This is a genomic window from Acinetobacter sp. FDAARGOS_559 (assembly GCF_003940475.1).
Taxonomy (GTDB): domain Bacteria; phylum Pseudomonadota; class Gammaproteobacteria; order Pseudomonadales; family Moraxellaceae; genus Acinetobacter; species Acinetobacter baumannii.
In genome coordinates this window covers 2,669,553-2,683,033 of sequence record NZ_RKJG01000005.1, presented here as the reverse complement: position 1 = coordinate 2,683,033, position 13,481 = coordinate 2,669,553, and the positions used below count along the sequence as shown (strand labels likewise).

Here is a 13,481-nt window from a genome sequence, read left to right as displayed (position 1 = left end):
TTTGCTGTTTTGAATGCTTTTTCAGTTTGAACTTTATTCATCTTTTTTTGTGTCAGTGCGTAAAAAAGCCATCAATATGATGGCTTTTTATACGAAACAGGAATGGCTGAATTTATTGCCATTTAACTGGTTTAATTTCTTGAACTGTATTAGTTGGTTTATCTTCACTTGAGCAGTCACAGCCACCTGCACAACCAAAAGTCATTTTTGGTTTCAGCCATTTTGCTAAAGTTGCCCAACCCTGCTTTTCACAAAAAACGGATAGTGCTGAAAAGGCCGAGTTTGCTGTTTTTGGAAATACTTTCTTAAAAACAACAACAGCACTCCAAATCACCAAAACCGCAATAATCAGATATTGAAGCATATACAACCTCCTTTATTGCTTTAACCCCAATAGTGGGAAGCAATTTGATAGGTAACAAACGATGCAAAATAAGCTAAACCAAACAGATATGCAGTCATAGCTGCAACATGTTTCCATGAACCTGTTTCACGACGTACTGTTGCCAATGTTGCCAAACAATGCGGCGCATAAATGAACCACACTAAAAGCGATAAACCTGTTGCCAATGACCAACCTGTACCATCTGCACTAATTAAATGAGACAAACCTTGTGCTACCGCATCTTCATCGGTTGCCGACAAGGCATATACGGTACCTAATGCAGCGACCACAACTTCACGAGCTGCCATAGCCGGGATTAAGGCAATACAGATTTGCCAGTTAAAACCAACTGGAGCGAATAAAGGCTGGATAAGATGTCCAAGCATACCTGCGAAGCTGTAATCTATAGCAGGCAATGTTGCCCCTTCTGGTGGCTGTGGAAAAGTACACAAGAACCAGAGCAAAATAGAAAGCGCAAAAATAATGCCGCCGACACGCTTCAAGAAGATCTTCGCACGATCTAACAAACCGATTCCCACACTTTTTAAATCAGGGAAACGATAACTCGGCAGCTCTAGCAGTAAAGCGTGTTGAGACTTATCTTTTTGGAAAAATTTCATTAAGAATGAAACACACAGTGCACTCACAATCCCAGCCATATACAGACCGAAAAGTACCAGTCCTTGTAGGTTGAAAATACCCCAGACCATTTTCTCTGGAATAAATGCAGCAATCAGCAAGGCATATACGGGTAAACGTGCCGAACAAGTCATTAGTGGCGCAACCATAATCGTTGTAAAACGGTCACGAGGGTCACTAATACTACGCGTTGCCATAATTCCCGGTACTGCACAAGCAAAGCTTGAAAGTAACGGAATGAAAGCACGTCCACTTAAACCAGCTTGAAACATTAATTTATCAAGTAAAAATGCTGCACGCGGTAAATAGCCCGATTCTTCTAGTACTAAAATGAAGAAGAACAAAATTAGAATTTGTGGCAAGAAAACAACTACGCCACCTGCACCCGCGATAATGCCGTCAACCACCAGACTATGCAGTAGTGGCTGTGTAATCACAGAACCTACTACTTCACCCAGCCAGCCGAAGAAGCCTTCAATACCATCCATAAAAGGCGCTGCCCATGCAAAAACTGCTTGGAACACAATAAACATCATGATGGCAAGACTAAGCAGACCTAAGACTGGATGTAAGAAAATTCGATCGAGAAAATCAGTACGCTTGTCTTCCTGATTAACATAATGAACAACATCTTTAAAAATCATATCGATTTTTTGATGATGAGTCCCAGTTAAGCCACTCAGTTCAGTTTGTGGCACACTGTATTTTTCTTGATCAAGGGCATGTAATAAATTTTCAATACCCGCATTACGGACAGCTACTGTTTCAACGACTGGTACGCCCAAACGTTGAGATAACTTTTGAGTATTAATCTGGATGCCACGACGACGTGCTTCATCCATCATATTCAGTACAAGTAAAATTGGGCGACCCAACTCGATCATTTCGAGTACAAGGCCTAAATGCAATTTTAAGTTAGTGGCATCAACCACACATAAAAAAGCATCTTGTTGCCCCTCTTCCGCTATTTTTCCTAAACAGACATCACGAGTAATTGCTTCATCTGGACTGGTCGCATTAAGACTGTATGTACCCGGCAAATCGAGCACTCGAACTGAACGGCCTGAAGGTAACTGAAAATGACCAACTTTACGCTCGACCGTTACACCGGCATAGTTGGCGACTTTTTGTCGGGTTCCAGTTAAATGGTTAAAAAGAGAGGTTTTACCACAGTTAGGGTTTCCCACAAGGGCAATACGTAACGCATCACTCATGCGGGTACTCCTTCTTCTACCTGAATTTCGATTTTTTCCGCTTCTGCTTTACGTAAAGCGAAACGAGTAAAGCCAATTTGGATTAAGATCGGATCACCACCAAAAACACCCTTGGTAATCACTTCCACTCGCGTGCCTGGTACAAAACCCAGACTTTCCAAACGAATTGCGACCAAATCTTGCTGCTCGGACTCTACTTCTATCCGATTCACTTTGGTGATGGTCGCCGCTTGCTTCACTTTCAACGCTGATAAACGCACCGCATCCGATCCTAAACCTTTTTTACTAGTATACATATAAATGAGAATAATTACCAAATAAGGTTAGATTTCAATTCTTATGGAGTTTAATCGACAAACCTTAAAGTTTCTTTTACAGTACAGTGGTTTAGAGGAAGTTGTTTATGATAAATAAAAAACCGCGTATTCCTAGCCCTGTTCAAATTCCTGAACATTTAAGCTTTTTACAAGGTTTTCGCGACTATCTGGTTGCACAGACAGTCAGTCCGCATACGCGCAATGCCTATTTATCCGACCTGATTCAATGTAGTGAACTTCATAAAAAAAATAGATTGCCAGATTGGACGAGCGATGACATTTCTGACGTCCTCATTGAACTTACCAAAGTAGGGAAAAGCCCACGCTCAATTGCTCGTTGCTTATCTGCCCTACGTCAGTTTTATAAATTTCTACGTGAACAGAAATTACGAAGTGATAATCCTGTAGCTACTCACCATTCACCAAAAATTGGCCGAGCTTTACCTAAAGACTTGTCTGAAGAAGATGTAGAAGCGCTCATTCAGGCGCCAGACATTACAACGGCGTTGGGCTTACGTGACCGAGCAATGTTTGAAGTCCTTTACGCTTGTGGTTTACGTGTCTCTGAATTACTGAATTTACGCCTCGAACTTATTAATTTAAAACAAGGTTACCTGCGTATTACGGGTAAAGGTAACAAAGAACGTTTAGTGCCTTTAGGCCAATATGCCTGCGATTGGGTGGAACGCTATTTAAACGAGGCACGTCCACAACTTTATAAAAGTTCAACTGACTATTTATTTTTAACCCAGCACGGTGGAATTATGAGCCGTCAGAACTTTTGGTATGCCATTAAACGTTATGCGCTACAGGCCAATATTCAGGCTGAACTTTCACCTCATACCTTACGTCATGCTTTTGCCACGCATCTACTTAATCACGGGGCGGACTTACGCGTAGTACAAATGTTACTGGGTCATAGTGATTTATCAACCACGCAAATCTATACGCATGTAGCACAAGTCAGAATGCAACAATTGCATGAAAAACATCACCCTAGGGGTTAAATTTTTTTAAAAGAATATTTTGAAATACACCAAACAATCACTTGATTTCGTTCACAAAGGTTAAGAAAGTTTTAACAATAGACACTAGATTTTTTGTTATGCTTAGCAGCTTCTGACTATAAATACTGATGAAATAAGGGTTATCTATGTCCTTTACCCGATCTCAAATTTTTCTTGCCTGTGCTTTGGCTTCTAGCCTGTTTTTCAGTGCTTGTTCTAAAGAAAACAAACCACAAAAAGAAGATGCGCTCACAGCGACCGCACCTGCTACAGGGGAAGCTTCAACCATTATTGAACGCAATGCTAAACAGCGTTTAATTGAAACTTTGCAAAAACAATTTAAGAATGCAAATATCAACGTCAAGATTTTAGATATTAAGCCTACCGAAGTTCCTAATTTATATTGGGTTAACCTTGAAGGAATGACGTCGGTTTATACAACAAGTGATGGTAAATACCTGATTCAAGGCGATGTCATCCGTTTAGGCGGTAAAGAACTTCATAATATCGGCGATAGCCTTCAAGCCTCAGAAAACAAAAAGCATCTTGCTGCTTTAAAAAATGAAGACTTAATTGTTTATCCAGCTAAAGGCGGTAAAGCTAAACATGTGATTTATGTGTTTACCGATGCAAGCTGTCCTTACTGCCATAAATTACATGAGCATTTAGCTGAGATTAATGAGAAAGGTATTGAAGTTCGTTACATTGCATGGCCACGCGGCGAACAATTTATGCCAACTATGGAAGCGGTTTGGTGTAGTGCAGACCGTAAAGCTGCATTTGACCAAGCTGTACAGGGCATTAGTATTCCACCTGCTCAATGTAAAAATCCGGTTCGCGAACAATACCAACTTGGTCTAAACATGGGCGTAAATGGTACACCAGCTATTTATAATGTTGATGGTGAGTACTTGGGTGGCTACTTAACCCCAGATGAATTGATTAAACGATTGGATAAATAACCCTCTCCAAGTTGATGAACAATTCATCGTCCATCTTACAAATAAAGCGCTGATCTTATTGCAGCGCTTTGTTTTTTCAATAAATACTTCTTCTCATACCAGTGTTTAAAGAGTGATCTACTCTTCTTTTCCAAACATTGCACTCTAAATCACTGAACAGGCGCTAAAAGCGCTAGAGTCTGGCGTTTTTTTTAGCTATGATCTAGCTTCAATTAAATGATTCAATGATGATATGGAGTGTGACGTGAAACCAGTTCGCCTGGCAATACTCGGTCTAGGTACCGTAGGTGGAGGAGCCCTTAAACTACTACAAGAAAATGCCGCTGAAATTAAACGTCGCACCGGTCGAGAAATTCAAATTACCCACGTTGGAACACGTCGTCCTCGTCCAGATCTCGAATTGGAAGGGATTAAACAAAGCGCAGACTTACTTGATATCGTTCGTCAACCCGATGTGGATGTGGTTGTAGAAGTTATGGGTGGTATTCATCCTGCTTACGAAATCATTATGGAAGCGATCAAGCACGGCAAGCAAGTCGTGACTGCAAACAAAGCATTACTCGCTGAACATGGTAATGAACTATTTAAAGCAGCAGAAGATAATGCTGTACAAATTGCTTATGAAGCAGCTGTTGCTGGTGGCATCCCGATTATTAAAGTAATCCGTGAAGGCCTTGCGGCAAACCATATCGAATGGCTTGCAGGCATTATTAATGGCACAGGTAACTTTATTTTGACTGAAATGCGTGAAAAAGGCCGCGCATTTGATGATGTATTAAAAGAAGCTCAAGAACTCGGTTATGCAGAAGCTGACCCAACTTTTGACGTTGAAGGTATTGACGCTGCACACAAGCTTACAATTTTAGCTTCTTGTGCGTTTGGTATTCCTTTGCAATTCGATAAAGTCTATACCGAAGGTATCAGCAAAATTACTGCACAAGATGTGAAGTATGCTGAGGAGCTTGGTTTCCGTATTAAACATCTAGGCATTGCCCGCCGTGCTGAAAAGGGTATTGAGCTACGTGTTCACCCGACACTTATTCCAGATGAGCAGCTTATTGCGAACGTAAACGGCGTTAAAAATGCTGTTTTAGTTCAAGCCAATGCAGTAGGTCCAACACTTTATTACGGTGCTGGTGCTGGTGCTGGCCCAACAGCTTCTGCGGTTGTTGCCGATGTAATTGATATCGTTCGTGATATTTCTTATACAGAAGATGGCGCAGGCACAATTCCTCAACTGGCTTTTGAAGCATTAACAAATATGCCAATTTTAAGCCGTGAAGAAATGACCACAGGTTATTACATCCGCTTAAATGCTGAAGATCAGACTGGTGTACTTGCAGATGTGACGACCATCTTAAGCCGTGCCGGAATCAGTATTGATGCCATCATGCAACAATCTCGCTTAAAAGACCTCATTCCAATTGTGATTTTGACCGATCCAATCGTTGAATCCAAAATGGATGACGCTCTTGCGCAAATTCAAGCATTACCTGCAATTCGTGGCGAAATCGTAAGAATTCGTTTAGAATCGCTCGATAGTTAATCAGGTTGAGGGAAAGATTCCCTCTCCCGCTTCACCTCATAATTGGAACACCATCATGTCTAATGCCAATCGTTATACTGGTCTTGTAGATCGTTATCGTGACCGTTTGCCAGTTTCGGCAACTACTCGTGCTATCTCTTTGGGTGAAGGCAACACCCCTCTCATTAAACTTGAGAATATTCCACGTATTATTGGCAAAGACGTTGAAATTTATGTGAAATACGAGGGTTTAAACCCGACTGGTTCATTTAAAGACCGTGGTATGACCATGGCTGTAACCAAAGCGGTTGAAGAAGGCTCTAAAGCAATTATCTGTGCATCTACAGGTAACACTTCTGCTGCTGCTGCTGCCTATGCTGCACGCGCAGGTATCAAAGCATTTGTTTTGATTCCGGAAGGCAAAATTGCGATGGGTAAAATGGCGCAAGCCATGATGTATGGTGCGATCACTATGCAAATCCGTGGTAACTTCGATGATGGTATGCGTCTTGTAAAAGAAGTGGCTGATCAAGCACCTGTAACGATTGTAAACTCAATCAACCCTTACCGTTTGCAAGGTCAAAAAACGATTGCTTATGAAATCGTTGAAGCTTTAGGCCGTGCACCTGATTACCACTGCTTACCAGTTGGTAACGCAGGTAACATTACAGCTCACTGGATGGGTTATACCGAAGCAGTAGCTAACCAGCCTGCTGACCAATTTGAACAAGTTGTTTATGACGCTGCGACTGATCAATTCACTGGTCCAAAACCAGAAGGCTTACCAACAATGGTAGGTTATCAAGCTTCTGGCGCAGCTCCTTTCTTACGTGGTGCTCCAGTAGAAAAACCGGAAACAGTTGCAACTGCGATTCGTATTGGTAACCCACAAAGCTGGAACCATGCAAAAGCTGTAGTACGTGACTCTAAAGGTTGGTTCGATGAACTTCAAGACAGCGAAATTTTAGAAGCTCAACGCTTACTTTCTATGTATGAAGGTGTATTTGTTGAGCCAGCATCTGCTGCTTCTATTGGCGGTGCAATCCGTGATATTAAAGCGGGTAAAATTGCTGAAGGTTCTGTCATTGTATGTACAGTAACGGGTAATGGCTTGAAAGACCCTGATACAGCAATCAAACAATGTGCTGATGCAGTGATGTTGTCAATTGATGCAACAATGGACCAAGTAAAAGATTCGATTTTATCTAATATGTAAGATCTGAGTTTTTATAAAAAGCGGCTGTTTAATACAGCCGTTTTTTATGCTTTTTAAATGGCATAAAAAAACGCTTCTTAAAAGAAGCGTTTTTAAAAATAATTAAATTAAATACGTTTTGGCAAATTACTTAACCAACCGAGCAAGTTAGTTGCATCGTTATTACGTGCCTGAGTACTTGGCTCACCCAATAATACAATCACTGCTGGACGTGAGTTCACAGTAGTATGCATAACCACACAACGGCCTGCTTCATTAATATAACCTGTCTTAGATAAGTTGATATTCCAACCACCATTACGGACTAAAGCATTTGTATTATTTGATTTAAGAACACGATAACCTAAATTAAAGTCATAGGTCGGTGTGGTTGAGAACTGACGAATCAAACCATATTGAGATGCTGTACTCGCCAAAATTCCCAAGTCACGTGCAGAAGATACATTACGCGGATCTAAACCAGTTGACTCATAATAATGAGTTGCATTCATACCTAAAGCACGCGCTTTAGCATTCATTGCCGCCACGAATGCAGCACGGCCACCCGGATAAGTACGCGCTAGAGCTGCTGCTGCCGGATTTTCTGACTTCATAAGAGCAAACAGAAGAACTTCTGCGCGGTTCATTTTATCGCCAACACGAAGTGTTGAGCTTGAGTTTTTCCCGCCAGCCCCAGCAAAATCAATTTGCTCAAGTGTAATTTCTTCAGACATGTTTAAACGGGCATCTGCCGTTACAACTGCCGTCATCAATTTGGTAATAGAAGCGATCGGCACTGATGCGTTGGTATTTTTACTATAAAGTACCTCACCTGTTTGTGCATCCATTACAAGTGCAGCACGTGCACTAACACTCGGCTGGGCGTTATAACCCACAGTATCACGGATTGGAGCAACTTTAGGGGCAGAAGTAATAACTCTTGGCGCATTACTGCCACGCAATGTTGTGGTTACAGAAGTTGAACCTTGCGGAGTCGGTTCATCATCTTCATCATTTAAAAGTTGACTAGCATCCGCTGCAGACCAATTTAAACTTGCAGTACCAGTACTCCCTGAAGACGGGTTATTGACGAGTTCTGCAAAGCTTGTTGAACTCAAACTAAGCAAAATAGACATGCTTAGCACATGCATTAAAGACTTTTTAGAATTTTTCACGGCACAATACTCGACTCAGGGTGACACACATTTGCGCTTACTATCATTATGCCTTACATTTGAGATATAAGGTATAAAGCTTTTACCGACACAATTGTGCACAACTATTCGCTCACTATAGAAGAATAGGATTGCTAATTTTGTCATTCCATTGCAAGCTTATTTTGCTTTATGTAACAAAAAACTTGTTTTTTGAAAGAAAGGAGGTCTTCTTGATTACAGTTTTAGTTGTCGATGACCATGAACTGGTACGTACGGGTATTTGCCGTATGTTAGAAGATCATGCCGATGTTGAGGTAATTGGACAAGCCGAATCGGGCGAAGAAGCAATTGCTATCGTTCGCCAACAACATCCGCAAGTCGTACTGCTGGATGTCAACATGCCGGGCATCGGTGGCGTAGAAACAACCCGTCGTTTATTACAGACGGCTCCAGAGACGAAAGTCATTGCTGTAAGCGGCCTTGCCGAAGAGCCTTACCCATCTTTATTATTAAAAGCCGGTGCAAAAGGCTATATCACTAAAGGCGCGCCAATTGCCGAAATGGTTCGTGCAATTAATAAGGTCATGCAAGGCGGTAAATATTTTAGTGCAGATATTGCCGAACAACTCGCGAGCTCATATTTATCCGACACTCAACAATCCCCTTTTGATTCGTTATCGGAACGGGAAATGCAAGTTGCAATGATGGTCGTCAACTGTATTAGTGCCCAAGAAATTGCCGATAAACTTTTTGTAAGTGTGAAAACTGTAAATACTTACCGTTATCGTATTTTTGAAAAGTTAGGAATTGATAGTGATGTAAAACTAACACATCTTGCGATTCGTTACGGTTTGATCAAGCCATAACCAAATTTACATGCAATTTCCCTTAAATTCATCCTTGTCCCATACGATTTTTCGTTTGGGCACTTGGTATGGCTTATACCGTCTTATTATTGCGGTTAGCCTGAATATTATTTTGGTTTTAACCGATGCGCAAACTGATAACAGTTTGCAGCAACCTGCCTTATATTCCTACACACTACTCGGCTATTCGCTCTTAAGTCTTGTTCAGCTGTTATGCTTTAAATTTATTGCCACTCAAGCCACGCGACAGCTTATTTTATTTTTTATTGTTGATATTATTTGTCTGAGTTTACTAACTTTTTCTGTGGGTGAACCAAATTTACAACTCAGCTTACTCTATGTAATTGCCATCTTTACCTCGGCGATTTTACTCAGCGCAAGAATGTCTTTGCTGATTACATTGCTTGCGGTTATCGCTGTTATTTACCAACGATTTGTAGGTAGTCTATTTGACTATAACAATCTAAATACTATTGGTAATAGCGCTCTCTTAGCTTTTTTATTTTTTGTGGTTCACGGTATTGGCCAAATTGCTGTGCAGCGCTTTAAATTACTTGAAGCACTCACCTTTCACCAGTCAATTGAACTCTATCAACTCCAAAATATTAACCGTTATATCTTAGAACAAATTGAAGAAGGCTATTTAGTTCTAGATGAGAATTACGACATCGTTGTCAGTAATCCTGCGGCCTGTTCACTCTTGGGTATTCCCCCTCAATTTGCCAATGAAAAATATCCTTTAGCAAAGTGGCATACCGATTTATTTGAAATTTTAAAGTTTGGCGACTTAAAAGAAGGTGACCGATTCATTTTTGAGTCTCGGCTATCAGCGTACTCCATCAACATTAAAGTGCAACACCTTTTGGTCCCACAACAAACGCTAACCCTGCTCATTTTACAAGATGCCCAACAAATTAATCAGCAAGCACAACAGCTTAAGCTTGCTGCGCTAGGGCAACTCTCAGCAAGTATTGCACATGAGATCCGCAATCCTCTCGCTGCAATCGTACAAGCAAATGAGTTACTGAAAGATAGCGATCCAGAACAACAAAATACTTTGCGTCATATGATTGGCAAACAAACCAAACGCATTGATAGTATTGTTCAAGATACTTTAGGGCTTGCTCGTAGCGAAAGAACACATCCTATCCAGATCGATGTAAGACACTTCATAGATACATTGCTCGAAGAAGATTTATTTGATGTTAAACATTCAATTCAACTTAAAATTTCGGATAGTTCTTTAAAATTTTTATTTGATGAAAAACAATTAAGACAAGTCATGATCAATCTGGTGAGAAATGCTTTACGGCATAATGCCACCGACTCGCCGTACATTACGATCAACATTCATTCACAGACAAATAAAATTTATATTGATGTGATCGATTACGGTGAAGGTGTTTCAAAACGTGATATATCTCAATTATTTAAACCATTTTTTAGTACCGAAATTAATGGAACTGGTTTAGGATTATATTTGTCTCATAGTTTTTGTGAGGCGAACCATGCAAAGCTCACCTATGTAGAGCAAAAACAAGGGGCATGCTTCAGAATAGAATGCCCAATAATATATTGATTTTTTTATTAGGTTTTTGGGGAAATGGCAGAACAGCAACCACTGGTTTTGCTTGTAGACGATGAAGAAGATTTGTGCCTTTTAATGCAAATGACACTTGCACGAATGGGGATTAAAACACATCTTGCTTATCGGGTTGAACAGGCCAAACAACTCTTCACTCAGTTTCATTACGACGCATGTTTAACCGACTTAAACCTACCCGATGGGAGCGGGATAGATTTAGTTAAACATGTCTCTCAAAATTATACTAATACTCCCATTGCCGTTTTAACTGCCTACGGCAATATGGATATTGCAATTGCAGCATTAAAAGCAGGCGCTTTTGATTTTGTAAGCAAACCGGTCAACCAAGTACATCTAGATCAATTATTACAAAAAGCCTTGAATCGGCAAAAAGTAGAGCATGATGCTGCCGAGAATGCGTTAGAAAATAAATTATTAATTGGCCGTTCTCTACCCATCCAGCAGCTACGTATTGCAATTAAAAAAATTGCTCGCTCTCAAGCACCGGTATTTGTTACCGGTGAGTCTGGAACAGGTAAAGAAGTAGTTGCTAACTTAGTTCATCGGCTGAGTAACCGTAGTGAAGGCCCTTTTATTGCAATTAACTGCGGTGCCATTCCAACCGAACTCATGGAAAGTGAGCTTTTTGGGCATAAAAAAGGGAGCTTTACCGGAGCAACTCAAGATAAACAAGGCCTCATTTTATCGGCACACGGTGGCAGTTTATTTTTAGATGAAATTGCCGAATTACCTTTAAGTATGCAGGTCAAACTGCTCCGTGCAGTACAGGAAAAAAAGATCCGACCCGTCGGTTCAGATCAGGAAATCGATGTTGATTTCCGTGTGATTAGTGCAAGTCATCAAGACTTAGATTTATTGGTTAGACAAGGTAAATTCCGTCAAGATTTATTCTTCCGTATTCATGTTATGGACCTCATATTGCCACCTCTACGTGAACGTGGCGAAGATGTCCTTTTACTGGCCAATCACTTTATTCAGAAAATTTGTATGGAGTGGGAAACGCCACCTAAACAATTAACAGAAGCAGCCGAAACTTATCTGCTACAGCAACACTTTCCGGGTAATGTTCGTGAATTAAGAAATATGATTGAGCGCGCAATTACCTTAAGTGAAGATGCCACCATAGATATATCTCATTTACATCCTGCTCCACTAAGAGCGAATATTTCTAATCCTTTTGCTTCGGCTGCTCAAAGCATACAAACCACTGTGGCGGCTCCTCAAGTCGTAAAAAAATTACCAAGTGAAGGTCTAGAACGTTATTTAGAAAATATTGAAAAAGATATTTTACTCAATGCACTCAATATGACTCATTGGAATCGTACCTTAGCAGCTAAAAAATTAGGAATGACTTTCCGCTCTTTACGCTATCGTCTGAAAAAATTTGGCTTAGATACGGAGACAGAACAGGAAGTATAAAATTTACTTTCTTTTTAGAAGGAGATCGGCAACACGATCTAGATAAACTTCTTCTTTCATTTCTGGGGGTAAGGGATAAGTCTGGTTAGGCTGAATACCTTGCCCCTCAATCATATTACCATTTGGTGTGTAGTAATGTGAGACTGTCATTTGTAGCGCTGCCCCACTCGGTAAAGGGAAAAGCTTCTGTACAACACCCTTTCCATAACTTTTTTCACCCATGACCCAAGCACGCTGATGCTCTTTCATTGCAGCAGTAAAAACTTCTGCTGCCGAGGCAGATCGGTGATTAATTAAAATACCAACTTTTATATTTTGGAAATCGTTACCCGGTAAAGCCTGAAATTGCTGGTTGCCTTCTGAACGACTTTTTGTAGAGACAATAATGCCATGATTTAAAAATAAATCAGCTGACTCAACAGCAGCAGATAACAAGCCGCCTGGGTTATTTCTTAAATCAATTAACACCGCTTTTAAACGCGAAGAACTATTTTCTTCAATTAAACGCTTAATCTCATTGGCGGTATCTTGTTGAAATACTCTAATTTTTAATACCAACACCTGATTGTGCAACATCACAGGCTCAATATCAGTTTCAATCTTTTTATTACGGACTAAACTAATTGGACTATTTGACTCTTCTGTTTGTACTTGAAGCGTCGAGCCTATCGATCCATAAAGCAAACCTAGCACCTGATCATGTGTCAGATTTTTAAGTTCCTGATTATCAATCTTTAAAATAGTTTGGCCATTTCTTAAGCCTAGTTTATATGAGTCAGAACCCGTCTTAAGGTCACGAATCATCCATTTATGAACATGTGATTCGGGGCTTAGTACAAAATCAACTGAAGCAAGATCCCCTTCAGTATATTGAATGAGTTGACGGTATTCTTCAGCTGACAAATAGCGGGAGTAACGGTCTAGACCACTGACTAAACCTTTAATTGCCTGTAAAAATAAAGCATCGTCCGATTTTTCATCGACATAATTATCACGGACGATTCCATATATTTGTACAAACTGTTGAATAGACTCAATAGGTACTTCTGCATAACTTTCTTCTGACTCTGGGGCATCAGCATGCAGAGGCGATAATTTTTCTTTTACAACAGGGGCTGCAAGAGCAAGCTGGCTGCAACACATCAATACGCTAACAAAAAAAGCTTTATATATATTGTGTTGCAGCATT

12 protein-coding genes are annotated in these 13,481 nt (G+C 40.4%); 7 read left to right on the top strand and 5 right to left on the bottom strand.

Features of this window, described 5'->3' with window-relative positions; genetic code table 11:
- Positions 1–112: 112 nt before the first annotated feature.
- Genes EGS71_RS14395 through EGS71_RS14385 form a run of 3 tightly spaced genes read right to left on the bottom strand, consistent with a single transcriptional unit; the run spans position 113 to position 2,498 of the window.
- Positions 113–364, bottom strand: coding sequence for a DUF6587 family protein (locus EGS71_RS14395; RefSeq protein ID WP_000942500.1), 252 nt, complete (start codon positions 362–364; stop codon positions 113–115).
- A 20-nt stretch (positions 365–384) separates the two neighbouring features.
- On the bottom strand, positions 385–2,238 hold the full coding sequence (gene feoB, locus EGS71_RS14390; protein WP_001278229.1) for a ferrous iron transporter B: 1,854 nt from the start codon (positions 2,236–2,238) through the stop codon (positions 385–387).
- Complete coding sequence (locus tag EGS71_RS14385; RefSeq protein ID WP_001991212.1) at positions 2,235–2,498, bottom strand: FeoA family protein; 264 nt, start codon at positions 2,496–2,498, stop codon at positions 2,235–2,237. Before EGS71_RS14385 ends, feoB begins: the two co-directional genes overlap by 4 nt.
- Before the next feature lie 143 nt (positions 2,499–2,641).
- Between EGS71_RS14385 and xerD the strand changes: the two genes are divergently transcribed.
- The 4 genes from xerD to thrC all read left to right on the top strand — a co-directional run bounded on the left by xerD (position 2,642) and on the right by thrC (position 7,265).
- A complete protein-coding gene (gene xerD, locus EGS71_RS14380) occupies positions 2,642–3,562 on the top strand; it encodes a site-specific tyrosine recombinase XerD (RefSeq protein ID WP_000608735.1) in 921 nt (306 codons plus the stop codon).
- Between the two features lie 146 nt (positions 3,563–3,708).
- Positions 3,709–4,524: a DsbC family protein gene (locus EGS71_RS14375; RefSeq protein WP_000011157.1), complete on the top strand. Its 816-nt coding sequence runs from the start codon at positions 3,709–3,711 to the stop codon at positions 4,522–4,524.
- Positions 4,525–4,768: 244 nt separating this feature from the next.
- Positions 4,769–6,070, top strand: coding sequence for a homoserine dehydrogenase (locus tag EGS71_RS14370; protein WP_000805827.1), 1,302 nt, complete (start codon positions 4,769–4,771; stop codon positions 6,068–6,070).
- Positions 6,071–6,125: 55 nt separating this feature from the next.
- Positions 6,126–7,265: a threonine synthase gene (thrC, locus tag EGS71_RS14365; RefSeq protein WP_000063593.1), complete on the top strand. Its 1,140-nt coding sequence runs from the start codon at positions 6,126–6,128 to the stop codon at positions 7,263–7,265.
- Positions 7,266–7,372: 107 nt separating this feature from the next.
- On the opposite strand, the gene pbpG is transcribed toward thrC, so the two are convergent.
- A complete protein-coding gene (pbpG, locus tag EGS71_RS14360; RefSeq protein ID WP_001984577.1) occupies positions 7,373–8,419 on the bottom strand; it encodes a D-alanyl-D-alanine endopeptidase PBP7/8 in 1,047 nt (348 codons plus the stop codon).
- A 212-nt stretch (positions 8,420–8,631) separates the two neighbouring features.
- Here pbpG and EGS71_RS14355 point away from each other — a divergent pair, with 212 nt between their 5' ends.
- From EGS71_RS14355 to EGS71_RS14345, 3 genes are read left to right on the top strand one after another with little or no spacing between them, the layout of a single operon-like run.
- Entirely contained in the window at positions 8,632–9,267 is a 636-nt protein-coding gene (locus EGS71_RS14355) for a response regulator (RefSeq protein ID WP_000633799.1), read from the top strand.
- A gap of 10 nt (positions 9,268–9,277) precedes the next feature.
- Positions 9,278–10,846, top strand: a complete 1,569-nt coding sequence (locus EGS71_RS14350) for a sensor histidine kinase (RefSeq protein WP_001160341.1) — start codon at positions 9,278–9,280, stop codon at positions 10,844–10,846.
- A 24-nt stretch (positions 10,847–10,870) separates the two neighbouring features.
- On the top strand, positions 10,871–12,292 hold the full coding sequence (locus EGS71_RS14345; RefSeq protein WP_000840547.1) for a sigma-54-dependent transcriptional regulator: 1,422 nt from the start codon (positions 10,871–10,873) through the stop codon (positions 12,290–12,292).
- Positions 12,293–12,295: 3 nt separating this feature from the next.
- Here EGS71_RS14345 and EGS71_RS14340 read toward each other — a convergent pair whose 3' ends face one another.
- Positions 12,296–13,480, bottom strand: coding sequence for a S41 family peptidase (locus EGS71_RS14340; RefSeq protein ID WP_000939107.1), 1,185 nt, complete (start codon positions 13,478–13,480; stop codon positions 12,296–12,298).
- Position 13,481: the final 1 nt, after the last annotated feature.